This is a genomic window from Blautia sp. AF32-4BH (genome assembly GCF_003460565.1).
GTDB classification, from domain to species: Bacteria; Bacillota; Clostridia; order Lachnospirales; family Lachnospiraceae; genus Fusicatenibacter; species Fusicatenibacter saccharivorans.
The window spans coordinates 1-26158 of the sequence record NZ_QTVL01000021.1 but is presented as its reverse complement, the minus strand read 5'-3'; the positions used below and the strand labels follow the sequence as shown (position 1 = coordinate 26158).

Sequence of the window (26158 nt, the reverse complement as noted above, 5' to 3'; positions counted from 1 at the left end):
GTTTTTTTCCAGCCAGCCCAAGATGCCGTACAATCCTGCCGCAACGAGGCAGAGGATCAGGATGGACAGGATTACCCAGTCAAGTCTGAACAGATTTGCCCACCTTTTTGCGGCAGAGACGCTCGTCAGCCGCCCGATTTGCCGCTATCCAGAGCTCTTCAGAGACGATAGCAGGAATTTTCCCCGCATAGACGTACTGCCCGCCCGGCGGTGTAGGGAGCGTTTTTCCGGTGTTAAAATCGTAATGCTTCTTGTTCATGACTACGGTGCCTTTATTCATGGGATTCCGCACCATGCGGATAATGTCTGTTCCAGAGAATGGTTTTCCGGCGCGGCTGCGGACGCCCTCCGCTGCCAGAACCGCCGCAATTTTCCGTCCGCCGAGACCGTCTGCACAGAGTTCGTACATACGGCGCTTCACTGCGGCCTCCTCCGGGATGATCTCAATCGCTCCGTCTGCCGTCCGCCGGTAACCATAACTTTTTGAGGTCAGCACCGGCTTTCCATTATTCTGCTGCCGTTTCTGGTGCGCCAGATTCATCTTCTTGCTCAGCTCCCGGCTGTACTCCTCCGCCAGAATCGCCTTAATGCCGGTCAGAAGCGCGTCTTCCGGCGAATAGAATGTGTTCTCCAGATAAAAATACAGCCGCTTTCCGGCGCAGTTTAAGCGGTCTGCGAACAGATACCAGTCCCGCGTGTTCCGCATCAGGCGGTCCTGCGACTTGATTACGACGACATCAAACCGGTTCTGCTCGAGATCCTCGTACAGGCGGTTATATTCCCATCTGCCCTTCCGGCTCGTACCGGAGCGGCTCTCCACGTAGGCATCCACAAGCCTCCATCCTCTTGCCCGGATTGCCTCTTCCGCCTCCGCCGCCTGTCTTACCAGCGCATCCTTCTGATTTTCCTCCTCGGTGCTGCACCTTGCATAATAAACCGCACGCAGCTTCTCCTCTTCCATCTCCTGTCTCACTTTCCAGATGCTTCTCTTTACTATATAGAAAAAAGGACCGGAAAGTTCCGACCCTCTTTTTGTAATTTCTTTTACGGATTGCACCGTCCGCACGGCTCATAGCCTTCGGCGATCAGGTCCTCGCGCGGTCCCTGATATGTCGCCTTGTTTTCATCCTTAATCGAGCTGACGCTGGAGCATGACGGCAGGTGGAATTTCATGCTGGATGTGTTCATGACATATTCCTGCTGATCCGTCATCGTTCCGCTGCTTTCGCTTAACGTGCTGTCTCCCGTTGCATAATTAATTGAGATGCCCGGCTGATTGTTGTATGCGAAGATATGGAAGGAAATGCCCTCGCCGTCATCTTCCATGGAAAGTGCCTCCATCTCCACACCGTCCGCTACAAGGTTGTCCCCGGTAAAAATTGGTGTAACGCGGTACAGCACATGGTTTCCGGTCTCTTTGACGTAGTCGGCAACCATGTTTTCAAACGGCAGCATGCCCTCGACATTCAGATAACGTGTTCCAGTGATCAGATTCTTCTCGTTTGCATTCTCACCGGTCAGCTGGTATCCGATCAGATGGCAGCGGTTGTACAGATATTTACCTTCCACCTGATCGTATTTTACCGTATGCCAGCCCGTCGGCTTTACCTGGCCGATCGCGCCGCGCTTCTCCGTCGGCATCAGATCCTGGCCAATATTCGCCTCTGCCACGCCGCACCGTCCCAGGCTGTCCAGATCGCTGTAATGCTCGTACGACTCGGTCGTCTTTTCCTCATCGGTAAAATCCGGCTCATTTCCGTTTAAAACGACATACGGTTCACCGGAAAACTCCGGAACATCAAGAACTGAAACGGCCGTCGGTGCCTGATCGGTAATCTGGGATTCCGTCATCGTATAAGCGGCCGTAACCTCCGAACCGGAATCTGCTCTCTCCGTCGAGAGAAGATCCTGCGCCTCACAGCCGGTCAGTGTCAGAGCAAGAAGCGCCGCCAGCAGCAGAAGCTGTTTTCTTAGTTTTTTCATTTCTCATATACCTCTTTCGTTATTTTCTCATGGGAATAGCCTGCAAACTCCTCCTCGGACACTTTATTCCATTTGGAAAGATCCAGGTCGAATTTCCGGTCAGACGGATAATGCCGGTTCCACCAGAAAACGATGATTTTCTCTATCTTCGCTTCCACAGCCTGCAGTCCCGTATTCTCCACAAAGCAGTATTCTCCTTCGCCTGCCTGCTCCAGAAAATCTGCCGCCGCCTGAAGTGTTACCTTCCCACTCTCCTTCTGCTCCGCGAACAGCTTTTCCGAAGCCGGATTCATCCAGAGCGTTTTCCCCTCACACAGTTCGCAGATTTTTTCCGTTACCACGCGGTCCCGCGAAACGCGTCGTCCGCCAAACTGCATTCCTCTTCGTTCTTCCAGACATACGATTCCAATCATCTGTCATCCTCCCTTCTCTTGCGTGTGCATATCTGAACACCTGACTGCCGTAGATAATCAGATAGCCAAGCCCCTCTCTTGCCCCGATAAACTCTCCGATTACAACACCGACGAGGCACAGGCCGATGTTGACCTTCCACACGGCGAGCAGCCCCGGAAACGACCACGGCAGCACGACGCGGAACAGCATATCCTTCTTCGTTCCGCCGAGTGTTGCAATCAGGCGGAGCATATCCGGCTCCACACTCTGAAAGCTGCTGTAAATGCTGATCACCGAGCCGAATATCGCAACGGAAATGCCGGCCGTGATGATCGTTTTCACGTTTGCCCCCATCCACACAATGAGAAGCGGGGCGAGCGCCGATTTCGGCAGGCTGTTCAGGACTACCAGGTACGGCTCCATCACCGCAGAAAAGCGCGGAAAGAGCCACAAAAGCACAGCGAACGCCATGCCAAGTGCCGAGACGAGCAGAAAGCTGATTCCCGTCTCATACACCGTGATCCCGATATGGCGCAGAAGGTTCTGCTCCGTCAGCAGGGTCACGAACGTTTTTCCCACCCGCACAGGGCTGGAAAAGATAAACGGATCGATCCATCTCAGATCCGCCGCCACCTCCCATAATACCAGAAAACTGACGAGAAGCAAAGCCCGAAACACCCGCACCCGCTCCCGTTCTCTTTTTTTCTGCCGGAGATACGCCCTCTGAAAGCTGCTCTCCGGCGTTTTTGCCTGCTCACGCATTTTCATTCAGCTCCTTCCAGATGGCATTGAAATACGTTTTAAATTCCGGCGCACTGCGCGCTTTCATCGGCGTGCGCTCCTCCATCGCAAACCGGATCGGAATCTTTTTTTTCACATATGCCGGCCGTGCCGCCAGAACAATCACACGGTCCGCCATGCTGATGGCCTCCGAAATATCGTGTGTCACGAGAATTGCTGTCTTTCCCTCTTTTTTGATGATCTTTCCGATATCATCACAGACGTTCAGCCTCGTCTGGTAGTCGAGAGCGGAGAACGGCTCGTCAAGCAGCAGAAGATCCGGCTCCATCGCCAGTGTACGGATCAGTGCCGCCCTCTGCCGCATACCGCCGGAAAGTTCGGACGGACGGGCATTGGAAAAGGATTTCAGGCCGTATGTCTCCATCATCTCCCCGACTTTTTCTTTCCGCTCGGGTGTCAGCGTGCGCGAAATCTCAAGGCCCAGCAGAACGTTGCTGTAGATGGTCCGCCATTCAAACAGGTGGTCTCTCTGCAGCATGTAGCCGATATGGAGATCCGCCTCCGTGATCGGCCGTCCGCGGCTCAGCAGAGTTCCCGCCTCCGGCTTTAAAAGACCGGAAATCAAGTTCAGGATCGTGCTCTTTCCGCAGCCGCTCGGTCCGACAAGAGCAACAAATTCCCCCGTTTTTACCGAAAAGGTCAGATCGCACAGCGCCGGTGTTTCTCCTTTCATGGTGTGATAGGACAGTGATATATGCTCTAATGACAGGATTTGATCATCCATTTTTTTGCATCCTCCTCTATCTATAAGATATCATATGCAGCTTGCATCCCAGCCGCGCTGAGGCTATAATAGAAAGGATTGAAAGATACCAGGAGGTTTGAAGATACATTATGGCCAATAAAAGAAATTACCAGAAGGAGCTGGATGCGAAGATTGCAGGACTTCACGGTGAAGTTCCGACCTTGCTGCTGCACAGCTGCTGTGCGCCGTGCAGCAGTTACGTGCTGGAATATCTGTCGCAGTATTTTTCCATTACGCTCTTTTACTATAATCCCAACATCTATCCGCCGACGGAGTACGAGCACCGCGTGGAGGAACAGCAGCGTCTGATCCATTCTCTTCCCGCCGTGCATCCGATTTCCTTCTGCCCCGGCCCGTACGATTCTGACCGGTTCTATGAGCTGACACGCGGGATGGAAAATGTGCCGGAGGGCGGCGAGCGCTGTTTTGTCTGCTATGAAATGCGGCTCCGCGAAGCGGCCGAAATGGCAAAGCAGCTCAAACTCGACTATTTTACAACAACCCTCTCCATCAGCCCGCTGAAAAACGCGGAAAAGCTGAATGAAATCGGAGAACGGCTTGCCGCCGAATACGGGATCCCATATCTCAATTCAGATTTCAAGAAACGGGGCGGCTACCAGCGTTCCATCGAACTTTCCCATGAATACGGTCTCTACCGCCAGGACTACTGCGGCTGCGTCTTTTCCCGCCAGGAACGCGACGCACGGGTGGCAGCACAGGAAAATGGCAACAGCTGATGTGCTCTTTGAAGTGTCCGGCCAAAAGCTCCGTCAGGATATGCTGTACGAACTGATTTTCCTGAAACTTGTAACAGCAAACGCCCTTTGCAGCAGATCTTTTTCCTGCAAAGGGCGTTCGTATTTCTGTCATATTTCTCATGATACCAGAAAACCCGCAGAACCTTACGTCCTGCGGGTTTCTAAAGAATAAGCCGAAAATCAGATTCGAACTGACGACCCCTTCATTACGAGTGAAGTGCTCTACCGGCTGAGCTATTTCGGCCTGTGAAATTCATTTTCTGAATGACACAATCATTATTATACCGTATTTTTTTGAAATTGCAAGCATTTTTTTGAAATTTATGAATCTTTTTCTAGAATTTGTTCCGCCCCACTGATTTCCTGCCGTTTTCATCCTTGTTGTTTTCACATCCCTGACGCAAATTTTATGCATAAACTTTGTCCTTGCTTTCAAAAATTAAGGAAAACCATCACTTTTCCTTATAAAAATTAATGTATTTTGAAAGAAAAGCATTGACAACCGCCAAAAAAGTAAGTATAGTTTTTAACTAAAGGAAGAAAGGGGCTGTTGTCATGACCATGCAATACGATAATCTGGAAGACAAGCTCAGTCAGCTTGTAGAGTATACGAAAGATTCCGGAAAGATTGATTTATCTTTATACACTGAGTACGATGTAAAACGGGGACTGCGTGATTCCACCGGTAAAGGTGTTCTCACCGGCCTGACCGAAATTTCCGATGTTATCGGCTTCGATATTGATGAGCGCACCGGCGAAAAAGTTCCGACCGATGGCCGTCTCTATTTTCAGGGCTATAACGTCGCAGATCTGATCAAAGGTATGGAAGGACGACGCTTCGGTTTTGAAGAGATTACCTATCTTCTTCTGTTCGGTTCTCTTCCGACAGAACCGCAGTTAAATGATTTCAACGAAATTTTAAGTATCTACCGCGAGCTGCCGGACACTTTTGTCCGCGACGTTGTCATGAAGGCCACCAGCAAAAACATGATGAATACTCTGCAGCGCTGTGTGCTGACCCTGTATTCCTACGACGAAAAGCCGGATGACATTTCCATTCCGAACGTCCTCCGCCAGGCTTTGAGTTTGATCGCCAAAATGCCGCTGATCGCCGTTTACGGCTACCATGCATACCGCCACTACCACGAAAACCAGAACCTGATCATCCGAAATCCGAAACCGGAGCTGTCGATGGCTGAAAACATTCTGCAGATGCTTCACCCGGATGGAGAATACACTGCTCTGGAGGCAAAGGTTCTCGATGTTGCGTTAATTCTTCACGCAGACCACGGCGGCGGAAATAACTCAACATTTACGACACACGTTGTCTCCTCCTCCGGAACCGATACCTACTCTGCTGTTGCGGCTTCTTTAAGTTCCTTAAAAGGACCGCGCCACGGCGGTGCCAACTTGAAGGTTATGGAGATGTTTGAAAATATTGAAGAGAATGTTACAAACTGGGAAGACGAAAACGAACTGCGCACCTACCTGACCAAAATGCTTGATCGTGAAACATTCGATGGAACTGGTCTTATCTATGGTATGGGCCATGCTGTTTATACCCTGTCCGATCCACGTTGTGTGATTCTGAAAGAATATGCAAAGAAGCTTTCCGCTGAGAAGCACCGCGAGAAAGAATTTGCTCGCTATGAGTCTGTAGAACGCATTGCCGGCGAGTGTATCGCCAAAAAGCGCCGTCTGCTCAAACCAGTCTGTGCAAATGTTGATTTCTACAGCGGTTTCGTCTACACAATGCTTGGCCTTCCAAAAGAGCTCTACACCCCGATCTTTGCTATCTCCCGTATCTCCGGCTGGTCCGCACACCGGATCGAAGAGCTTGTCAACGAAGGAAAGATCATCCGTCCGGCTTATAAATATGTCGGTCATCATCGTCCGTACGTTGCCATTGAAAGAAGAACCCCAAGAAAGACTTCCCACAGTTTTTCAAATAACTAAAAAATTATGCAAAAAGGACATCTGCCCGTACCGTTCTGGTATCGGGCAGGTGTCCTTTTATTGCCAAGTGATCTCTCGAAAAACCCGCGGAGCGTGCTTCTCATGGTTATAAACAAAACTCTGCGTTATACCCGGATCTTTGTTCCCTTGGTATCTCGTTTTGCCAGCTTAATCTTCGCTGTCAGAGAAATCTCTTTGTCGTGATACGTGATCGTGTAATCCATCCGGCTTGCCAGCAGATACGCATGCTCTACCGCGTCGTCCTCTGCCATACGGATACCACGCACACCAACGGCTGCTTTTTTCTTCTCCGGCACTTCACTCGTAAGGAAGCGCAGGAAGACACCGTTTTTCGTCTGCAGAACCACATACTCCTGCTCCTGGCAGACCTCGGCAAGAATCAGACGGTCCTCCTCGGATGAAAGCTTCGTCGCCGCGATCGTTCGTTTTACGACATCAAACTCGGATCCATCGACAAGTTTTACCATACCGGCCGCGCTGACGAACAGCAGCTTATTGTTCTTGATATTTTCCAGTGCATCGACGTAAATCATCTGCTCCTTCTGGCTGCTGTAATTTCCAAGGTTGTCGATCGGCGTTCCCTTGTCACGGAATCTTCCATACGGGATGTCCATTACTTTGATGCTGTGCATCATGCCAAGATCCGTAAAGACGCAGATCTTATCGGTGTTTTTGCACTGGAACACATATTTGTTCTCGTTGTGCACAGCCTCTTTGTTCCGCTCGTAAGCAGACGTATCGATCGTCTTCGCATAACCGAAGCGGTCCATCAGGAAGACAACATCCATCTCCTCGACCTTCGGCTCCTCAAGAACAATCGCCTCAGCATTTTCAATCGCCGTTTTCCGCTTGTGGCCGTACTCTTTTTTTATCTGCGTCAGATCTTCCATAATAACTTCCGACATCGAGTCGTAATGATTTAAGATATCCTCGTACTTTGTAATCTTCGCCACAGTCGCCTCATGATCTTTTAAGAGTGCTTCCACTTCCAGTCCGATCAGTTTCTGCAGACGCATCTCCAGAATCGCCGTTGCCTGGCGTTCCGTAAAGCAGAGCTGTGCTGCCATACGCTCACTTGACTTTGATTTGAAGCGGATACCATCGGTCACTCCCATAATCAGACACTCTTTGACCTGCTTCTGTGTCTTGCTTCCGCGCAGGATCTCAATGATCAGATCGATCACATCGCATGCCTTGATCAGACCTTCCTGCACCTCGCGGCGCTCCATCTCTTTGCGGAGAAGGTTCTGGTATTTGCGGGTTGCCACTTCAAACTGGAAATCAACGTGATGCTCGATCACCTGTTTAAGGCTTAACGTCTCCGGTCTTCCATCTGCCACGGCGAGCATGTTGACACCGAACGTATCTTCCAGACGTGTTTTCTTGTACAGCAGATTCGTGATCCGCTCCACATCCGCGCCTTTTTTCAGTTCGAGCACGATGCGTGTTCCTTCTTTCGAGGACTGGTTGGAAATGTCGACGATTTCCGGCGCTTTCTTGCTCTCCACAAGCCCCGCCACATCGTTCAGGAACTTTCCGATGTTCGCACCGATCATCGGGTACGGAATTTCGGTGATCACAAGATACTGCTTTCCGTTTCTGCCTTTCTCCACTTCCACTTTTCCGCGGATTTTAATCTTTCCGACACCTTTTTCGTAGATCGACAGCAGGTCATCCTGATTGACGACAATACCGCCGGTCGGGAAATCCGGTCCTTTGATGTATTTCATCAGACCTTTAACGGTGATGTCGTTGTTTTTCATGTAGGCCTTGACCGCATCCACAATCTCACACAGGTTGTGCGGCGGAATGCTTGTTGCCATACCGACAGCGATACCGTCTGCGCCATTCAACAGAAGGTTCGGCACGCGCACCGGCAGAACAGACGGCTCTTTTTCCGTCTCGTCGAAGTTCGGTACGAAATCGACAACGTCTTTGTCGAGATCCTTTAAATAGACCTCCTGTGTAATTTTCTGCAGTCTCGCCTCGGTATATCGCATTGCAGCGGCACCGTCACCCTCAATCGACCCGAAGTTTCCGTGACCGTCCACAAGCGGCTGCCCTTTTTTGAAATCCTGTGCCATTACGACAAGAGCATCGTAAATGGAACTGTCGCCGTGCGGATGGTATTTACCCATCGTATCGCCGACGATACGCGCGCACTTTCGGAACGGCTTGTCGTACTGGATGCCGAGCTCATACATGTCATACAGAGTACGGCGCTGTACCGGCTTTAAACCGTCCCGCACGTCCGGAAGCGCTCGGGAAATGATGACGCTCATCGCATAATCAATATAAGATTTCTGCATGACCTCAGAATATTCGGTCCGTATAATCTGATCTTCTGATTTTTCTTTCATCTTCCTTTGTCCTTCCTGTTAAATATCCAGCTCTGCATCGGTTGCATGCTCATAAATAAATGCTTTCCGCGGCGGAACCTCGGTTCCCATCAGTACTTCCGTCACATCGGAGGCCATACGGGCATCCTCGATCTCCACACGCTTCAAAAGTCTCGTCTCCGGATTCAGTGTCGTCTCCCAGAGCTGCTCCGGGTCCATCTCGCCAAGACCTTTGTAGCGCTGCAGCGTAAATTTTTCTTTGTGTGTCTTTCTGTATTTTTCCAGTGCTTTGTCGTCGTACAGATACTCTTCTTTTCCGCGGGACGGCATTGCCTTGTAAAGAGGCGGCATCGCGATATAGACATGTCCCTCGTAGATCAGCTCCGGCATGAAACGGTAGAACAGTGTCAGCAGCAGCGTTGAAATATGCGCACCGTCGACATCGGCATCTGCCATGATGATAATTTTATCGTAACGGAGCTTTGTGATATCGAAGTCGTTGCCGTAACCCTCGGAAAAGCCGCAGCCGAATGCATTGATCATGGATTTGATCTCGGCATTTGCCAGAACTTTATCAATAGAAGCCTTCTCTACGTTCAGAATCTTACCGCGGATCGGCAGAATCGCCTGGAAATTACGGTCACGCGCCGTCTTTGCGGAACCACCCGCAGAATCTCCCTCGACGATAAAGATCTCGCACAGCGACGGATCCTTTTTCTCGCAGTTTGCCAGTTTGCCGTTCGTATCAAACGAATATTTCTGCTTGGTCAGCATATTTGTCTTGGCTTTTTCTTCGCTTCTGCGGATTTTGGCAGATCGCTCAGCGCAGGCAAGAACATTTTTCAGCACTTCGAGATTGCGGTCGAAATACAGCGGAATCTCCTCGCCCGTTACTTTTCCGGCGGCCTTTGCCGCATCCGGGTTGTCCAGCTTCGTTTTTGTCTGGCCCTCGAACCGCGGATCCGGGTGCTTGATCGAAATAACAGCGGTCATACCGTTTCGGATATCCGATCCCGTAAAGTTATTGTCTTTTTCTTTTAAGACACCGATCTCTCTGGCATAGCTGTTCATAATCGTCGTAAAGGTCGATTTGAAACCGGAAATATGGGTACCGCCCTCAGCGTTGTAGATATTATTACAGAAGCCGAGCACGTTTTCCTGGAATTCGTTGATATACTGGAACGCACATTCTACGGTAATGCCCTCAGATTCCCCTTTGAAATAAATCGGATCGTGGATTGCCTCTTTGTTCTTATTCAGATCGCGCACAAAACCAACAATGCCATCCGGCTCGTGATACGTCAGGTGCTCCTCTTTTCCATCGCGCAGATCGGAAAAATAAATGGTAAGCGCCGGGTTCAGATATGCAGTCTCATGGAGACGGCTTTTGACCTCTGTTGCGGAAAAACGCGTTTTCTCAAAGATTTCCGGATCCGGCAGGAAGTTGATGCGGGTTCCGCTGTTCTTCGTTTTTCCGATCTTCGGCAGCAGCCCATCCTCATCGAGTTCCTGTACGGCAACACCTCGTTCGTAGCGGTCGTGGTAAACCCAGCCGCCGAGGCTGACCTGTACGTCAAGATAGGTGGAAAGCGCATTGACAACCGAAGAACCGACACCGTGCAGACCGCCGCTTGTCTTGTACGCATTGTTGTCGAATTTACCGCCGGCGTGCAGGGTTGTAAAAACGAGACGCTCCGCCGGAACGCCTTTTTCATGCATGCCGACCGGGATTCCGCGGCCGTTGTCGGTCACGGTCGCCGAGCCGTCTGCTTCAAGTGTTACGTGAATGGTGTCGCAGTAGCCCGCAAGATGCTCGTCCACCGCATTGTCTACAATTTCATAAATCAGATGATTCAGGCCTTTCCGCGAGGTACTTCCGATATACATACCAGGGCGCTTACGCACTGCTTCGAGACCTTCCAGCACGGAAATACTGCTGGCATCATACGTTTCTTTTTTTGGCATAACTGTTCTATCCTCACTTATGTGTTACTGTCTTTTTCTCTTAAAAATACTTCTGTCTGTCCCCTTTTGGGGCACAGTATTTTATTATATCATTTTTCTTCCCGGAATAGCAAGATTTTCTTTAGAAGAAAGAATCTCCTCCGTTCATCAGCTCCTTAAAAGAAGTCACGTAGCGGTCTGCTTCCTGCTCCATCTTTGCGCGGTTTCCTTCCCCGCTTCTGTCATACACGCCCACAGCCGCAAATCCGCCCATTTTGGCGCCGCGGATTCCCGCTAGGATATCTTCATATACCACACACGTTTCCGGCGGAAGAGACAGCTTTTCAGCCGCTTTCTCGTAGATATCCGGAAAGCCCTTGCCGCGCTTTACTTCCGAGACGGTGACAAATGCTTTAAAACACTCATAAATCCCATTTCTCTTTAAGGCCGGCTCATACAGCTCCGGGCTCGATGAGGTAGCAACCGCCATGCGGATTCCTTTTTCTTTTAAATAGCGGAGATATTCTGCTGCCCCGTCTTTTAACTCCACTTCATACGTATAGGCGTCGACCGCCATCTGATGCCACTCCTGAATCAGCTCTTCCGGCGTTTCCGGAAAGCCGAACCGTCTGATCGTGTAGCGGGCAGCCTCCAGAAAGCCGAGCGGTGTAATCGCCTCCTGATAATCCGGCGGAACCTCAAGTCCTCTCTTCTTTAAAAATGCAACATCGATGTCATCCCAGACCCACATCGAGTCGAGCAGTGTTCCGTCCAGATCAAAAATGGCTCCTTTGTACTGTTTCATTTGTCTTCTCCTTCTCTATTCTAATCTTTTTTCTTTCTTTTTAGAACGTATTTCTGTTTTTCTTAGAACATTTGTTTGTTTTATCATACCATAACTGGCAAAAAATGCAAGTAAAATGCGAATTTCGCTACTTTTTGAAATTTTTTAAATTTTTTTCAAAAAAACACTTGCATTTTCTCCAGACATCGTGTATTATAAGCGAGTACGGTTCGTTGGTCAAGAGGCTAAGACGTCGCCCTCTCACGGCGAAAACAGGGGTTCGATTCCCCTACGAACTGCTGAAGGTTCGCAGGATGCCTTCTCTCTTAAAAATCCTGTTTTAAGCGACATGGTTCGTTGGTCAAGAGGCTAAGACGTCGCCCTCTCACGGCGAAAACAGGGGTTCGATTCCCCTACGAACTGCTGAAGGTTTTGCAGAATCCCTTCTCTTTAAAAATTCTGTTCTATATCATACGGTTCGTTGGTCAAGAGGCTAAGACGTCGCCCTCTCACGGCGAAAACAGGGGTTCGATTCCCCTACGAACTGTTGAAGGTTTCACAGAGTTCCTTCTCTTTTAAAAATTCTGTTCTATATCATATGGTTCGTTGGTCAAGAGGCTAAGACGTCGCCCTCTCACGGCGAAAACAGGGGTTCGATTCCCCTACGAACTGTTTTGAAGCGGAGCCTGTGCGGCTCCGTTTTTTGTTGCTTTGCATTCTGTCTATTTGAAAAAGCCCGGCAGCTTTCCTGTCGGACTTTTTATTTTATCATTCTCTATTCTTTTCAGCTTCACTCTGCGTAAATCTTAACCAGCTCTTTCAGCATTGCCACCGCCAGTTCCATTCCCTCGACGGTAATGTGCTCATACGGTCCATGATACGCATATCCACCGGTTCCAAGGTTCGGGCACGGCAGACCCATGAAGCTTAAGCGCGCACCGTCTGTACCGCCGCGGATCGGAAGAATGATCGGCTCCATGCCGGCTCTTCTGGCTGCCTCTTCTGCATTTTCAATCAGATGGTAGCAGGGACGAATCTTCTCGGACATATTGCGGTACTGCTCTTTGATCTCCAGCTTTACGGTTCCTGCCCCGTATTTTTCATTCATCTCTTTTTCAATCCGGCGCAGATTCTCTTCTTTTGCTGCAAACTTCTCTGCATCGTGATCACGGATGATATATTCCGACTCGGCATGTGCTACATCACCGCTCATTCCGGTCAGGTGATAGAAGCCTTCGTATCCGTCTGTGTTTCTCGGAGACTCTGCTTCCGGCAGGAGAGACTGAATCTCGCTCGCTACAGCAATCGCATTAATCATCGTATCTTTCGCACTGCCCGGGTGAACATTAAATCCGGTCACGGTAAATTTTGCACCGGCTGCATTAAAGTTTTCGAACTCGATCTCTCCCTCTGCCCCACCGTCTACGGTATAAGCAAATTCTGCATCGAATCCCGGAACATCGAAGAAGTCAGCACCTTCTCCAATCTCTTCATCCGGTGTAAAGGCGATGGAAATCTGCCCATGTGGAAATTCTCCGGCAAGAAGCGCTTCTGCCAGCGTCATAATCTCTGCTACTCCTGCCTTATCATCTGCACCGAGTACCGTCGTTCCATCGCTTGTAATCAGCGTTTTACCGGCCAGGGATGCAAGATGCGGAAATACCGCAGTCTCCAGCGTTCTGCCGCTTTCAGACAGTTTCAGATCCTTTCCGTCATAATTTTCATGAACCACCGGGTTTACAGCATGGTCCGCAAAATCCGATACGGTATCCATATGGGCGATAAAACCCAGCTTTGTTTTGCTCTCATATCCCTTCGTTGCAGGAATCTTTCCATATACATAGCATTTTTCATCTATGCGGACATCCGACACGCCAAGCTTCTTCATTTCTTTTACCAGCTGCTCCGCCAGGACTCTCTGGCACGCGGAAGACGGATGTGTTCCGCTTCTTTCATCGCTCGGTGTCGGCACTTTAACATAATTCAGTAATCTTTCATATGCTTTCATTTTCTTCTTCTCCTTCTTATTTCATCAGCTTCTGGATGGTTTTGCAGAGCTCATCCACGGCGCCTTCTTTTCCCTGCCGGATATCCTCCACAACGCAGGATTTGATGTGGCTGGAAAGCAGTACCTTGTTGAAGCTGTTTAATGCAGACTGGATCGCGGATACCTGGGTCAGGATATCGACGCAGTAGCGGTCGCTCTCCACCATTTCCCGTATTCCGCGCACCTGGCCTTCAATTCTCGAAAGACGGTGGATCAGATCTTTGTATTCTTTTTCGTCCCGCACTTTTTTCCGGTCGCATTCACTGCAGTGTGTACAACATTCACCCATGAGGTTTCCTCCTTGTGTTCCGTCACTCTATATACCCCGTCTGGGTATGAATTTATGATACTCTTTTGCCCAGGCTTTGTCAATCTTCGATTTTTGCCGCAAGCGCGCCGTACAGCTTCTGGTTTACCAGACTTGCCGCGCTGCACTCCGCCTCCGGCGCGTTCGCCGACGGCTCTCCGCAGAGATCGACCGCGAGCACCTTTCTCCCCGCAAGACAGTCCTTTGCAAGGGACAGCAGCTCATCCACACGCACATTTCCCTGATCCCAGTTCGTATCAAGCTCCTCCTTTGACAGAATGTCCTTATCGACCGACAGATATACCGGAAATGTTCCCGCATGGGATGCAAAAACCTCTTTGATCTTCGCCGCTCCGCTTCCGTCGTCGAGCTCTTCCTGTGTCACAAACCAGACATGCTCCATCGCTTCCGTTTCCCGCACCAACGCCTCCGGCGGGCCGATTACACAGATTCCTTTGATGTTTTGATACGCCCCGGCAGCATCCCGGATCCAGGAACCGCAGGAGAGCACCGGAAGAAGCGCCGGCGGCTGCATATCGGTATGGTGGTCGAATACGGCTAAAAACAAATCTTCTTTTTCCAGTCCCAGCAGCAATTTGCTCATATAGTGATAATTGCCGGAATCCAGAAGGCGGATCCGCGGCAGCTCTTTCGTTTCTTTTTTTCGGCCAAGTTCCGCTTCCAGAAACTGCTCCGTCTCCGGATCGAGATAACCGTCAGTTCCCCGGAGCTCTCTCAGATCCCAGATCTTTCCCGCCTGCTCCCAGGCATATCCTTCGGACTCATAAATTCCGGAAAGGCTAAAACAAAATGGTTTCATCTTCTCTTTTACTCCTGTTATTTATTTAATGGATTCAGCTTTCTTCCCGCCGTCACAAGAAGAACGGCTGATATCAGAAGCTGCAGAACGGCACTCGCCTCCGGCAGATAATGGATCAGCGGATTCTGTCCGTAATTTCCAAGCAGATAGCAGAGCTGTTCCATCTCTCTTCCATTCCCAAGCTGGCGGCTGATGATCCCCGCAAACGAGGTAAACGGATTGAAAAGAAGAAGGTAAATTACACCTCCTACATCGATCTGCTGATAAGCTGCCGTCATCTCCTGCTGCAGCAGTCCTGCGTAGTAGGCAAGCCCCGTGCAGGCGCATATTCCTACGACCAGAAAAACGACAATGACATAGGAAAGAACGGTCGCCAGTGTGGTCCGCTTAAAAACAACCGAACAGAAAATGCCGATACTGCCGACAAAAATTCCGGTCAGAAGAAGGCCTCCCGCCATCAGAAGCAGTCCGCCAAGGCCGATACCGCCGAACACCACAACAAGGGACAGCACCGGCAGTGCCGAAACCGTCAGTATCAGAACAACGCCAAGCGATGCCTCCAGCTTTCCCGTAATGATTCTCCACGGGTTCAGGTTCGTCGTCAGCAGCACATCCAGCGTTTTTTTCTCACGCTCCAGCGAAATGCTTCCTCCCGCAACCGCCGGAACTGAAAGAACGACGAGAATAAACAGAAGATACGTCATCAGAATATAGCAGTTCATCGGAACGCTGTAGCTGACCGGTGCCAGATAGCCAAGCTGGCTGCTCTCCCCGAAATAGCAGACAAACGCAACCACGGCAAGCAGCAGATTGCAGACAAAAATAATCCAGGAAATCCGCGATGACCGCGAGTTCCGCTTCATTTCTTTTTCAAATACAGGATTTAACCGCACGTTTCGTTCCCTCCTTATCCGATCGTGTTTCCGAACGTTTCTGTGTTTCGGCTCTTCTGTTCCGTTTCCCCGGTCAGATGGAAGAACAGGGACTCCAGGCTGTTGTGTTCCCGTGCAAACGAAACCACAAGGATTCCGGCATCCACCAGTTTCTGCAGCAGATACGCCTCCTCCTCCCGGCTTCCCGAAAACCAGGCCGCAATCTTGTTTTCATCCACAGAAAGGCGGCTGACCTGCGGATCCTGCCGCAATAGTTCCAGCGCCTTTGGCACCTGGTTCAGCACAGTGATGCGCAGCGGATTGGAGCTGTCGATCGCAAGCATAATGTTTTCCAGCTTTCCCTGCTGTACCATGACACCTCCGTTGATGACACCGATGCTGGTGCACAGATCTGCTAATTCCGAAAGAATATGGGAGCTGATCAGAATCGTATAATCCTCCCGCGCCAATCGCTGCAGGAGAAGCTGAAAATCCTTTCTCGAACGCGGATCCAGACCGGAATTCGGTTCGTCCAGCACCAGAAGCTTCGGTTTATGGATCATCGCGCGCGCCAGACAGAGCCGCTGCTGTATGCCCCTTGAGAGCGAATCCACCATCTGCTCCTCTTTTCCCGATAGTTCGACCATCTCCAGCACTTCCCGCGCACGGACGGTTCCTGCCCGCCCGTAAATTCCATACGATGCGGCAAAAAATTCCAGATACTCTATCACGCTTAAGTTTTCATAAACGCCAAAGAAATCAGGCACAAAGCCGATCAGGCTTTTCTGCTTCAGAATATTTTTTGTCGTCCGCACGCCGTCCAGCCACAGATCGCCGCCGTCGCTCTTTAAAAGCCCTGAAATAATGCGCAGCGTCGTTGTTTTTCCCGCACCATTCGGTCCGACAAAGCCGTAAATATCGCCTTTTTTTACTTCCATATCAAGACCGTTCAGGGCATATGTTTTTCCGTATTTTTTGGTCAGTTTCTCAATTTTCAGTATCGGCATTTGGCTCCTCCGTTAACAGATTCTCCAGATATTGCTCCGGTGGGATCTCTTTCGCCTTTACGATCAGATTCGGTGCCTCATAGTATCCATAATTTTCATGATACTCTTCTCCCTTTTCCTCTTCGGAAAGACGGTACCGCACACGGATCTGGTTGTCCGCATTCACATACTGCGCCTCCAGTGCCGGATCACTCGCAAAATCGATCTCCCAGTCGGAAATTTTATCATACGTTCCCGTCTGAAAATTGTACAGATCAATGATTCCATTGAAATTCCGGATCTTGGTCCCATCCTCCGTGCGGGCTTTCTCGAAAGCAAGCGAAAGAATGGTTCCCCGTTTTCCTCCCCCGCCGGTTTCTGCCGCCTGGATCTTATCTTCTAACGCCGTCATCGCATACGGCCAGAATGCAGGATCATAGATTCCCTCGGAATCCGGCTGCATCACGCCTTTAGCATACATTCCATACAGACACCAGATGTTGTTGTTTTCAAAGACACCGTTCAGATAATACGTTACTTCTGTTTCCTCTTCCGAGATTCCGCCGGAATTCGGTCCCATTTCAAAGCTTACCGTGTTTCCGCCGTCCCATCCGCTGTACTCCTGCGCATACGGACAGTACACAACGCCGGCCTCTTTCATGTCCACAAACACTTCCTGATAGTAATACGAGATTCCATACGCTTCGTATCCGCTGTCAAGCTGGAACGTATCGTCATTGCCTGCCAGCTTTCCAAAGAAAAGGCAGTTGTCACTCCGGTTCGGCATGTGATTATAGATGACGCCGTCCAGATAATTTTTCTCTATCTCCGGCAGATCTTCTGCCGCACTCCAATTTCCGAAATCCCGCACGCTGTCCGCTTCTATTCCATCCAGCGTGATCGTCTCCCCGTTTTTGATGTCTCCAATGAGGGCACAGTAACCTGGAACGGCGATCACACAGCTCTCCAGATCATAGCCTGTCTTATTTTCCACGGTTCCGCTGATCTTCTGATCCCAGAAATGAAACGTGCCTTTCAGTCCTTCGCCTTCGTCCAGCGTTTCCATCCGCTGCATGCCGAACTCATTCAGGGCAAATGCAGCCTGATTGGAAATTTCTGCCCTGTTTTTCTGTTCTCCGAAACTGATCTCCGTCTTTTCATATTCCGCATCCTCCGTTTCCGGCTGTGCCGTGCTGTTGGACATATAGTCCATACGGTTGTACGTCACCAGATCGTAGGACGGATCCAGATACAGCTCATAGGAAGCATTGTACGGCGCCTGTGCACAGAAATTAATGTAATCTTTCTGGTATGTATCGTACTGCCAGATTTCTCTTACATACGTCAGCACCGGGGCCTTGAGCCTCGTGCTCTGGCCAAACAGACTGATCAGCATAACAAAGACGGCCGAGCAGGCACAGATCGCCCCCCAGAGATACTGACGTTTTCCTGTTTTTTTCAAAAAGAAATACAATCCCGGCCCTGCCAGAACCAGATAGACCAGAATCAGGCCGCCGTACAGCACCGTATTCGGACGGTTCCGGATCCTAGTGTTTTCCAGAAGATCGGAAATCGTATAGTATTTCTGATAATTCGTATTTCGTTTTGCCAGAAGGCGGCTGGTGGTCTCTTCGTCCAGAATATTTTTCAGAAAATCTACCGGCGCTTCTTTAAACGCACTGCGCTGGCTTTCCGCAAATGTCTCGTTTCCCGAAAAGGTAATCAGAAGGCCTCCCTCTGCCTGCCAGAGATCAATTTCTTTCTGGAGTGTCTCATCCAGTTCTTCTTTTGACTGCTCCAGAAGGATCAGCACATCCGGCGAATACGACTCCGCAAGCCCGACAAGCTCCTCTGCCCGGACAGATGCAGCTTCCACCTCATAAATCCCGTCGTTCAGCGTAACTCCATTCAGCTGCTGCCCGTAATTAGTTTCTTCTTCCACAACGCAGACTTCCACCTTGGACTGGAAGAAGCCTTCACTCGAAATCGTTTCTTCCCGACTGTACACCGTGTCCCTCTGGCTGTTCTCCAGGCACAGGACACAAAAAGACGTATTTTCCACCAGAAGCCCTGCCGAAAAAGTCTTTGTAACGGTTCCGTTCGCCGGAATATAGATTGGAAAACGGTACGTAAAAAGGCTGTTTCTTCCGTCGCCCGACCGCTTGACCCCCAAAAACAGTTTTGAGAGAATGCCTTCTCCACTGTTTCTGCGGTAAATCGATTCCGCGGCGTTTTTTATCTGAAAAACAAAGTATCCTTCAAATTCAACAGCGCTCTCATTTGTGATTGTCACACGAATCGGTACGTGATTCCCATCCTGATAGTTTCCTTCGAATCCATAAGAAAAATCAATCTGGTATTCCCCTGCGTAGCTGTTGGCAAGAAACTGCTTTTCTTTCCCGCCGCTTCTTCCGCCATCCGACGGCGTGTTCTGATAAAGTTCTGTCCGCGTTGTCATCGCAGACACCCTCTGAACTCCCGCCAGAAGCAGAATCAGCAGCAAAATACCGGACAGACAGCAGATTTTGCTTCTTCTTTTCCTGTTCATCGCTTTTCGTCCTCTTTCTTCCCCTTTGGCATTCCGACCGGCAGTTCCACCTCAAAGACGGTTCCCTGCAGATCACTTTTTACCCGCACCTGTCCATGATGCAGTTCCGCAATCTGCTGTACAATCGCAAGTCCAAGTCCCGTCCCGCCGGTATCGCGGCTCCTCGACTGCTCTGTCCGGTAAAATTTCTGGAAAATATGATCCAGTTCCTGTTTTGGAATGATCCGTCCGTAGTTAATGACACGCGTGACCACATATTCGCCCTCTTTTTCCATTGAGACGCGGATCTGTTTTCCTTCTTTTCCGTATTTGACAGCATTGTTCAGCAGATTTCCAAAGAGCCGTGCCAGCAGCTCACCGTCCGCCTCGAGAAAAATCGCATGTTCCGCATGCAGAAATTCCACCTGAAGCTCATTTTTCACAAAAGACGGCGTCATCTCGTCGAGCATCTGCTCCATCAGCTGCACCAGATCAAGTTTTCCGAGATGCAGCTGCATCTCTTTGTGCTCCAGCTTGACGAATCCAAACAGCTCGTTCGTGAGCTGCTCCAGACGGAGTGCTTTCTGATAGGCAATATCGATATAATGATTTCTCGTCTCCTCATCCAGATCCGTCCGCGTGCGCACCCAGCCGAGATAGCCGATAATCGAAGTCAGCGGCGTACGGAGGTCATGTGCCACGGATGAGACAAGATCGTTTTTCGTATGCTCCGCGATCCGTTCCCGTTCCATAATTTCCTTGATATTCTGCTGCATCGTATTTAAGTTCTCCGCCATCACAGAAAACTCGTCATTTCCCTTTACCTCGATCGGATGATCAAAATCCCCTGCTGATATCTCCTTTACCTTTTCCAGAATCTTCCCAATGTATCGGATGGTTTCGCGCATCAGGAAATAAAAGGTCAGGCAGAACGAAAGCAGCGCAGCCGCCGTCAGAATCATCGTCCGCACCGATGGGCGGAGGCCTCCCGGTCCGATCCAGGCGCTCCGGTAACCGATGTTCATCAGTCCATTGCCGAAAAAGGTCAGAATCCCGTCGGTAAGCGTCACTACAAGCACCGTGACAAGTGCACTTACAATCAGATCAAAGACCATCCTCTGGCTGAAGTTTTTTATAAAATCAGGCTTCAATTTTGTATCCCACTCCCCAGACTGTTGTAATAATCTTATCTTCTCTTGTGTCGTCTTTCATTTTTCCGCGCAGACGGCGGATATGTACCATAACCGTGTTGTTCGCCTCATAGAATTTTTCATGCCAGACGCGCTCGAAAATTTCGTCTGTACCGAACACGCGGCCCGGGTTGGAGGCCAGCAGATACAGAATATCAAATTCAATCGGTGTCAGCTTGATGCTTTCTCCGTAGCAGACAACCTGATGGGTTACCTTGTTGATTTCCAGATGCTTTAAGGAAATCACTTCCTGGCGCTCGTGCGGCTTCGACGGATTCAGTTCGCGGTAGCGGCGGAGCTGGGATTTTACACGCGCCATCAGCTCCAGCGGATTGAACGGTTTTGCCACGTAATCGTCTGCTCCCGTTGACAGACCGACGATCTTGTCGATATCCTGCGTTTTGGCACTTACCATGATGATCGGAATGTTGTTCGTCTCCCGGATGCGGCGGCACATCGCAATACCGTCCATATCCGGCATCATCACATCGAGCAGCACCAGGTCGATTTTTTTCTCCTCCAGAATGCGGAGTCCCTCTTTTGCACTGTACGCTTTTAATACCTGAAATCCATCGCTGATCAGATAAATTTCCAGCAGATCCGCGATTTCTTTTTCATCATCCACAACTAAAATATTTGTTTCTTCCACGTCGTTTCCATCCTCTCTGTTTTTAACTACCGTAATGGTACCATGAATATTCAAAAAAATCTTTACTTAATTCTTACGTCTGTATTATCTATTATAAAAAGAAAAGCCTCCTTCCACAAGAGGCCGCTTTTCTTTTCTTCTTATATTTTTTATCTTCGTACTGCGCGGCGGTATACCACAAGAGAAACCGCTGCGGAAATGACCTCTGTGATCCAGAAGGCATGCCATACGAAAACGCCGCCTCCCAGATGGGACAGCAGGTAAGCTGCCGGGAGAATGACAATGACATTTCGGCAGAGGGAAATGATCAGGGAAGATCCGCCTTTTCCGAGTCCCTCCAGCGCACCGGAGGATGTGATGGAAACTGCCGAAATCAAAAAGCCCACGCTGATGCGTGTCAGCGCCTGTCCGCCAAGACGGATGGTCTCCGGATTGCTGCTGAACAGTCCGATCAGCTGTTCCGGAATGGCAAGGCAGATGCCGGTTCCAATAAGCATGATCACCGCACACATAATCAGGGTGATCTCATAAATCTTCCGCACACGCTTATGCTCGCCTGCGCCGTAGTTGAAGCCGATAATCGGGCGCATGCCCTGTACAATGCCGTTTGCTGTCAGATAGATGAACGTCTGCAGCTTGTAGTAAATGCCGAGCACGACAACGTAGCTCTGGGAATACACGGCTAGGATTCCATTCAGTGCGGAAATCAGAAGAGACGGCAGCGCCAGGTTCAGGATCGCCGGGACGCCGATCGCGTACAGTCTTCCGACCAGATTTTTTCCTTCTTTTAAATATTCCGGACGGATTTTGACCGAAATCGGGCGGATCTTGTAAATGATCCAGTAAATCACGACCGGTGTCACCTGACCGATGCCGGTTGCAAGCGCCGCACCCTCAATTCCAAGACGCGGAAACGGTCCGATTCCGAAAATAATGAGCGGATCCAGAATGATGTTGACAATACAGCCGATCATCATACCGGTCATTGTCACTTTCATCCGGCCGACTGCCTGAAAAACCTTTTCAAAGTAAAGGTTTGCCATGATTGCTATGGTAAACAGAAAGATAATCCGTGAATACCGGACACCAAGATCGATGACAGTTTCGGAAGAAGAAAACATCCGCAGGAAACGCTCGATGACCAGAAGGCTTCCGATCGTTAAAATAACCGCATGCAGCATGGTAAGGGCAAGGCCCTGTGTTGCAGCACAGCCGGCTGCCTTTTTGTCACCCGCTCCCAGATAATACGAAATCACCGCATTCAGTCCGATTCCAAAACCGATGGCAACAGCATTTACAAAATTCTGTACCGGATAAACCAGGGAGAGCGCCGTCATGGCATCTTCGCTGATCTGTGCGACAAAGAAGCTGTCCACAATGTTATATAAGGAATTGACCAGCATCGAGATTACCATTGGAAGCGCCATCGAAACCAGCAGTGGAAATACTGGCTTTTCTTTCATAAAGTTTTCGTTCATTATTACCTCCATTTGTGATCTTTTCTGTTGGTGGGCTTACGTGCAGGCACGGACTTTGCTCCATTGCCACAAAAAAAGCCACGCAATTATCTGCTTTCGATAATTGCGTGGCGAAAAGAACTTTATTACAAGTTGAAAAATCCACACCAAGTTTGAGAGCAATATACCACACTTTGCCCGGGCTTGTCAAGATTTCTCCTGTAACTTTTTTTATTCTACATTTTTCAGTGCCTCGTCCATCGGAATCTTTTGGATGTGGCGGAACTGCAGCACAGCGATAACAGCATACGCCGCAAGGCCCATCAGATACATTTTTCCGTAAATTGCCGGATCAATATAGTATGTCAGCCAGCCGCTGTACTCGGAAAGCATAATGACATAAATCTGGCGGATCAGCGCGGAGGCAATGATCAGGCTGACACCGATTGAGACGATCACAACCCAGGTTGTCGCCGTCAAATACAGACTCCAAATTTCCCTGTTCTCGTAGCCGAGAATCTTTACCATCGAAATCGAAGTCGTATTCTTCTCGATGATCAGCTTCGTCAGCAGATAAATCAGCAGCATGAACAGTACAATCGAGAAAACATTGATCAGCTGGAACATTTCTCCCATCGACACATTGAGCTGCCGTGAAATCTTTGTCATATCATCTTCCGTAATTTTCGTCGCGATATACGATTCCTCCAGGTCCGTGATCGGCTCGTTGGAGAAATAGCCGTTAAAGTAGTCCTCTGGATGATCGAATTCCTCGCAGAAGACATCCATCGGCAGAAATACTGCAAGGGCTCCCGGGTAGGCATAAATGCTTTTTACTTCAAAGCTGTACGTTTTGTCCTCATACGGCTCTTTCAGTTCCAGTGTATCGCCGACTTTCATTCCATATTTTTCGGCATAACCGTCGGAAATCGTCACGCCGTCCTCAAACAGTTCAGCGGAAACATATTTGCTGTCTTTCTGAATTCCATATACCGAAATGCTCTCGCCCTCCCGGTTTTTCGGAATATTTTTCAGCGATGTAAGAGCAAACGTTTCCACGCCTTCCGTATTTGTCTTCAGCGATGGCGTCAGAAATTTCTGCACAATTCCCATCAGCGTGTACTCATCATCCTCATCGATCGGATCCGGGACATTTAAAATATACTGGTAATCTGCCAGCATATTTTCCACCGCCTCCGTCTGGTAATGTGACAGCAGCGGTTTCATCATCATACCGAACAGCAACAGAATATTGGCAAATACGATACCGAGAAACAGGGTAAAGTAACTCGATTTGTTCTGCAGCAGGATCCGCAGACGAAACCGCGAGAAGAACCGGAAGTTCGGAAGACGCACCGCATGGCTTTTTCCTTTCTTTGCAAAATCGTGGCGCAGAAAACGCAGCGGTGACAGACGCAGACGGCCGGAAATCAGCACCGCGTTGATCACAAACATCAGAATTGCCGGAATTACGGTCGTGAGCAGAAATGCATTGGCATTCCACCGCGTCTGATATGTCGGCAGACTGTAGCTTCCATAATACATACCGGCGCAGATATCTTTAAACACGGTGTATCCCAGAATATTTCCAATCACCGCCGACAAAATCGTAATCAGTACCGGCAGGGACAGATAATGCAGCAGAAGTTCCCGTCTCGTATAGCCGGATGCGCGCAGCGTTCCGATCACCGACGCTTCTTTTACAATCGTATTGTTTGTCGTAACTGCAAAAATGAACGCCATGATGGCAATCAGGATGTACAGCAGTACCTCCACCATCACCTTGTCACCGCCCATATCGTCGCCGGTAAATTTGATTGCCTGATTGCCGTAGCGCGGCAGATAACCCGTCAGCGAGGAATGAGCCGCCAGAACCTCGACGAAATCATCGGACCATTCTTTTTCCTCGTTTTCATCTTTCGGTTCCGTATCATATTTCCAGGAATAGCAGTATTTGATATGGTCATCGGTAATGGCATCATACCCTTCTTTGGTCATGATTCCCACGCCGAATTTAACCGCATCGAACATCATGTCACTCGAATTGCTGAACAGCGCACTGTAATCCGAAAGTGCCACAAGACCGGTAACCGTCAGTTCTTTTTTATCAACCGAGATCACATCACCGACCTGTAGGTCATTATTGTCCGCATACATACGGTCAATTGCAATTTCATCCTTCTGCTGCGGCATTTCGCCTTTCATCAGGCAGACCAGATTGACCTCTGTTCTGGTTTTAAAAAGACGGATCGTGCTCTCTGGTTCCGAATCCAGATCCGTGTCGGCATCTTCGTCTTTATAGAAATTCTCGTAAATCGTTACCTTCTCTTTTTCCAGCCGTGTTCTCTGGTTGTCGGTGAGCTTCTGTTCTGTTGTAAAATTTCCGTTTTCCACGTTGTATTTTTCAAAGCTTTCATCGTAAGCATACAGCATGCTCTCATCCGCAACGAGAAAACCGGACACAAAGCCAATCGTCGCCGTCATAAACAGAAAAATAACGAGATATTTTCCACTATCGTTCTTCAGTTCCCGCAGCAGGCGTTTTCGTAATGGATTTTTCATACTTCCACCCCGCTTTACCAGTCCAGATCGCCGGCGGCGATTTTGGTCTCATTGACGTAGTTTTTACGGATCTGGCCGTCGCGCAGACGAATCACGCGGTCTGCCATGTTTTTGATCGCATCATTGTGTGTTACCATGATGACGGTGTTGCCGTACTTCTGATTGACGTCCTCGATCAGCTTCAAAATTTCTTTTGAAGTATGGTAATCGAGTGCACCTGTCGGCTCATCACAGAGCAGAATGCTTGGATTTTTGATGATAGCTCTTCCGATTGAAGTACGCTGCTGCTGACCGCCAGAGAGCTGGTTCGGCAGCTTGTCGCGGTGGTCATAGAGCCCCAGTGTCTTTAACAGATCGTTGATGTCGAGCGGATGATCGCTTAAGTATGCGCCGACTTCCATATTTTCTTTCACCGTCAGATTTGGAATCAGATTGTACATCTGGAAAACGTATCCTAAATGTTTTCGTCTGTACCGTGTCAGCGTTTTTTCATTCATATCCTCAATTTTTTCGCCTTCAATCACGATCGAACCGCTGTCCGCCTCGTCGATTCCGCCGATAATATTCAACAGTGTCGATTTACCGGAACCAGATGGACCGAGGAGAACACAGATTTCACCTTTTTCCACAGAAAACTGGATTCCCTTTAAGACCTCCACACGGCTTTCACCGGTTCCAAAACTCTTCTTCAGGTTATTAATCTCAAGAAACATAACTTTCCTCCCTGCATCTTTTTTCCTGAGTGTGTAAGAGTCTGTTTTGTGTTAGACTCTTCTAACCTCATAATACTGCTTTTTCTGTGAAATGAAAAGTGCTGTTAATGAGTATTTTTTCTCATTAACAGCACTCTTTCTTTTATTTTTTAACAGCAAAAAGCCATCGGATCTCTCCGATGGCCTTTCCGATATACCTTCAAAACCGCATACACTACACATCTATCATTCCATTTCTGTGAACACAACCATTCAGGTCAAGCCCTCGACCGATTAGTAACAGTCAGCTCCATGCCTTACGGCA

21 protein-coding genes and 5 tRNA genes are annotated in these 26158 nt (G+C 49.4%); 6 read left to right on the top strand and 20 right to left on the bottom strand.

Annotation, left to right across the window (positions count from 1 at the left end; genetic code table 11):
• Positions 1-79: 79 nt before the first annotated feature.
• From DWZ44_RS16805 to DWZ44_RS16785, 5 genes are all read right to left on the bottom strand, one after another.
• On the bottom strand, positions 80-973 hold the full coding sequence (locus DWZ44_RS16805; RefSeq protein WP_055228577.1) for a recombinase family protein: 894 nt from the start codon (positions 971-973) through the stop codon (positions 80-82).
• A 71-nt stretch (positions 974-1044) separates the two neighbouring features.
• Positions 1045-1983, bottom strand: a complete 939-nt coding sequence (locus tag DWZ44_RS16800; RefSeq protein WP_117510217.1) for a DNA/RNA non-specific endonuclease — start codon at positions 1981-1983, stop codon at positions 1045-1047.
• A complete protein-coding gene (locus DWZ44_RS16795; RefSeq protein WP_022463012.1) occupies positions 1980-2276 on the bottom strand; it encodes a hypothetical protein in 297 nt (98 codons plus the stop codon). Before DWZ44_RS16795 ends, DWZ44_RS16800 begins: the two co-directional genes overlap by 4 nt.
• 16 nt (positions 2277-2292) lie before the next feature.
• Positions 2293-3144, bottom strand: coding sequence for an ABC transporter permease (locus tag DWZ44_RS16790; protein WP_243002135.1), 852 nt, complete (start codon positions 3142-3144; stop codon positions 2293-2295).
• Entirely contained in the window at positions 3131-3901 is a 771-nt protein-coding gene (locus DWZ44_RS16785; protein WP_117510218.1) for an ABC transporter ATP-binding protein, read from the bottom strand. Before DWZ44_RS16785 ends, DWZ44_RS16790 begins: the two co-directional genes overlap by 14 nt.
• 110 nt (positions 3902-4011) lie before the next feature.
• Between DWZ44_RS16785 and DWZ44_RS16780 the strand changes: the two genes are divergently transcribed.
• Entirely contained in the window at positions 4012-4659 is a 648-nt protein-coding gene (locus DWZ44_RS16780; protein WP_117510219.1) for an epoxyqueuosine reductase QueH, read from the top strand.
• A gap of 192 nt (positions 4660-4851) precedes the next feature.
• Here the strand turns inward: DWZ44_RS16780 and DWZ44_RS16770 are convergent.
• Positions 4852-4924: transfer RNA gene (locus DWZ44_RS16770), tRNA-Thr, on the bottom strand.
• Between the two features lie 311 nt (positions 4925-5235).
• Here DWZ44_RS16770 and DWZ44_RS16765 point away from each other — a divergent pair.
• Positions 5236-6636: a citrate/2-methylcitrate synthase gene (locus DWZ44_RS16765; RefSeq protein ID WP_117805361.1), complete on the top strand. Its 1401-nt coding sequence runs from the start codon at positions 5236-5238 to the stop codon at positions 6634-6636.
• Between the two features lie 125 nt (positions 6637-6761).
• On the opposite strand, the gene DWZ44_RS16760 is transcribed toward DWZ44_RS16765, so the two are convergent.
• The 3 genes from DWZ44_RS16760 to DWZ44_RS16750 all read right to left on the bottom strand — a co-directional run bounded on the left by DWZ44_RS16760 (position 6762) and on the right by DWZ44_RS16750 (position 11745).
• Positions 6762-9017 (bottom strand): DNA gyrase/topoisomerase IV subunit A, encoded by a 2256-nt coding sequence (locus DWZ44_RS16760; RefSeq protein WP_117761589.1) that lies wholly within the window; start codon positions 9015-9017, stop codon positions 6762-6764.
• A gap of 18 nt (positions 9018-9035) precedes the next feature.
• Positions 9036-10961 (bottom strand): DNA gyrase/topoisomerase IV subunit B, encoded by a 1926-nt coding sequence (locus DWZ44_RS16755; protein ID WP_117805360.1) that lies wholly within the window; start codon positions 10959-10961, stop codon positions 9036-9038.
• A 121-nt stretch (positions 10962-11082) separates the two neighbouring features.
• Positions 11083-11745: an HAD family hydrolase gene (locus DWZ44_RS16750; RefSeq protein ID WP_117805359.1), complete on the bottom strand. Its 663-nt coding sequence runs from the start codon at positions 11743-11745 to the stop codon at positions 11083-11085.
• A 206-nt stretch (positions 11746-11951) separates the two neighbouring features.
• On the opposite strand from DWZ44_RS16750, the gene DWZ44_RS16745 reads away from it, so the two are divergent.
• From DWZ44_RS16745 to DWZ44_RS16730, 4 genes are all read left to right on the top strand, one after another.
• Positions 11952-12023: transfer RNA gene (locus DWZ44_RS16745), tRNA-Glu, on the top strand.
• Between the two features lie 52 nt (positions 12024-12075).
• Positions 12076-12147: transfer RNA gene (locus tag DWZ44_RS16740), tRNA-Glu, on the top strand.
• Between the two features lie 52 nt (positions 12148-12199).
• A tRNA-Glu gene (locus tag DWZ44_RS16735) sits at positions 12200-12271 on the top strand.
• A 53-nt stretch (positions 12272-12324) separates the two neighbouring features.
• A tRNA-Glu gene (locus tag DWZ44_RS16730) sits at positions 12325-12396 on the top strand.
• A gap of 118 nt (positions 12397-12514) precedes the next feature.
• Here the strand turns inward: DWZ44_RS16730 and pepT are convergent.
• The 11 genes from pepT to DWZ44_RS16675 all read right to left on the bottom strand — a co-directional run bounded on the left by pepT (position 12515) and on the right by DWZ44_RS16675 (position 25854).
• Positions 12515-13732 (bottom strand): peptidase T, encoded by a 1218-nt coding sequence (pepT, locus tag DWZ44_RS16725; protein WP_117510225.1) that lies wholly within the window; start codon positions 13730-13732, stop codon positions 12515-12517.
• 16 nt (positions 13733-13748) lie between these two features.
• Complete coding sequence (locus DWZ44_RS16720; protein ID WP_022463104.1) at positions 13749-14060, bottom strand: metal-sensing transcriptional repressor; 312 nt, start codon at positions 14058-14060, stop codon at positions 13749-13751.
• A 79-nt stretch (positions 14061-14139) separates the two neighbouring features.
• Entirely contained in the window at positions 14140-14898 is a 759-nt protein-coding gene (locus DWZ44_RS16715; RefSeq protein WP_117510226.1) for an arginase family protein, read from the bottom strand.
• Positions 14899-14915: 17 nt separating this feature from the next.
• Entirely contained in the window at positions 14916-15791 is an 876-nt protein-coding gene (locus DWZ44_RS16710; RefSeq protein WP_055217680.1) for an ABC transporter permease, read from the bottom strand.
• A gap of 14 nt (positions 15792-15805) precedes the next feature.
• The gene (locus DWZ44_RS16705; RefSeq protein WP_117510237.1) at positions 15806-16771 is read right to left on the bottom strand and encodes an ABC transporter ATP-binding protein; all 966 of its coding nucleotides are present in this window, start codon (positions 16769-16771) and stop codon (positions 15806-15808) included.
• Positions 16758-19304, bottom strand: coding sequence for a hypothetical protein (locus DWZ44_RS16700; protein WP_117510227.1), 2547 nt, complete (start codon positions 19302-19304; stop codon positions 16758-16760). The genes DWZ44_RS16705 and DWZ44_RS16700 overlap by 14 nt, the downstream gene beginning before the upstream one ends.
• Positions 19301-20434 (bottom strand): sensor histidine kinase, encoded by a 1134-nt coding sequence (locus tag DWZ44_RS16695; protein WP_055228565.1) that lies wholly within the window; start codon positions 20432-20434, stop codon positions 19301-19303. The genes DWZ44_RS16700 and DWZ44_RS16695 overlap by 4 nt, the downstream gene beginning before the upstream one ends.
• Positions 20424-21122: a response regulator transcription factor gene (locus DWZ44_RS16690; RefSeq protein ID WP_022462401.1), complete on the bottom strand. Its 699-nt coding sequence runs from the start codon at positions 21120-21122 to the stop codon at positions 20424-20426. The genes DWZ44_RS16695 and DWZ44_RS16690 overlap by 11 nt, the downstream gene beginning before the upstream one ends.
• Before the next feature lie 149 nt (positions 21123-21271).
• Positions 21272-22600 carry an MATE family efflux transporter gene (locus tag DWZ44_RS16685; protein ID WP_022462400.1) on the bottom strand — a complete coding sequence of 443 codons (1329 nt, stop codon included), beginning with the start codon at positions 22598-22600 and terminating at the stop codon, positions 21272-21274.
• Between the two features lie 210 nt (positions 22601-22810).
• On the bottom strand, positions 22811-25141 hold the full coding sequence (locus DWZ44_RS16680) for an ABC transporter permease (RefSeq protein ID WP_117805358.1): 2331 nt from the start codon (positions 25139-25141) through the stop codon (positions 22811-22813).
• A 14-nt stretch (positions 25142-25155) separates the two neighbouring features.
• A complete protein-coding gene (locus DWZ44_RS16675) occupies positions 25156-25854 on the bottom strand; it encodes an ABC transporter ATP-binding protein (protein WP_055217670.1) in 699 nt (232 codons plus the stop codon).
• Positions 25855-26158: the final 304 nt, after the last annotated feature.

Excerpts from the sequence above, each read along its gene's own strand:
- DWZ44_RS16800 (WP_117510217.1), bottom strand. The coding sequence starts at position 1,983 with ATGAAAAAACTAAGAAAACAGCTTCTGCTGCTGGCGGCGCTTCTTGCT.
- DWZ44_RS16795 (WP_022463012.1), bottom strand. The coding sequence starts at position 2,276 with ATGAATCCGGCTTCGGAAAAGCTGTTCGCGGAGCAGAAGGAGAGTGGG.
- DWZ44_RS16790 (WP_243002135.1), bottom strand. The coding sequence starts at position 3,144 with ATGAAAATGCGTGAGCAGGCAAAAACGCCGGAGAGCAGCTTTCAGAGG.
- DWZ44_RS16785 (WP_117510218.1), bottom strand. The coding sequence starts at position 3,901 with ATGGATGATCAAATCCTGTCATTAGAGCATATATCACTGTCCTATCAC.
- DWZ44_RS16780 (WP_117510219.1), top strand. The coding sequence starts at position 4,012 with ATGGCCAATAAAAGAAATTACCAGAAGGAGCTGGATGCGAAGATTGCA.
- DWZ44_RS16765 (WP_117805361.1), top strand. The coding sequence starts at position 5,236 with ATGACCATGCAATACGATAATCTGGAAGACAAGCTCAGTCAGCTTGTA.
- DWZ44_RS16760 (WP_117761589.1), bottom strand. The coding sequence starts at position 9,017 with ATGAAAGAAAAATCAGAAGATCAGATTATACGGACCGAATATTCTGAG.
- DWZ44_RS16755 (WP_117805360.1), bottom strand. The coding sequence starts at position 10,961 with ATGCCAAAAAAAGAAACGTATGATGCCAGCAGTATTTCCGTGCTGGAA.
- DWZ44_RS16750 (WP_117805359.1), bottom strand. The coding sequence starts at position 11,745 with ATGAAACAGTACAAAGGAGCCATTTTTGATCTGGACGGAACACTGCTC.
- pepT (WP_117510225.1), bottom strand. The coding sequence starts at position 13,732 with ATGAAAGCATATGAAAGATTACTGAATTATGTTAAAGTGCCGACACCG.
- DWZ44_RS16720 (WP_022463104.1), bottom strand. The coding sequence starts at position 14,060 with ATGGGTGAATGTTGTACACACTGCAGTGAATGCGACCGGAAAAAAGTG.
- DWZ44_RS16715 (WP_117510226.1), bottom strand. The coding sequence starts at position 14,898 with ATGAAACCATTTTGTTTTAGCCTTTCCGGAATTTATGAGTCCGAAGGA.
- DWZ44_RS16700 (WP_117510227.1), bottom strand. The coding sequence starts at position 19,304 with ATGAACAGGAAAAGAAGAAGCAAAATCTGCTGTCTGTCCGGTATTTTG.
- DWZ44_RS16685 (WP_022462400.1), bottom strand. The coding sequence starts at position 22,600 with ATGAACGAAAACTTTATGAAAGAAAAGCCAGTATTTCCACTGCTGGTT.
- DWZ44_RS16680 (WP_117805358.1), bottom strand. The coding sequence starts at position 25,141 with ATGAAAAATCCATTACGAAAACGCCTGCTGCGGGAACTGAAGAACGAT.
- DWZ44_RS16675 (WP_055217670.1), bottom strand. The coding sequence starts at position 25,854 with ATGTTTCTTGAGATTAATAACCTGAAGAAGAGTTTTGGAACCGGTGAA.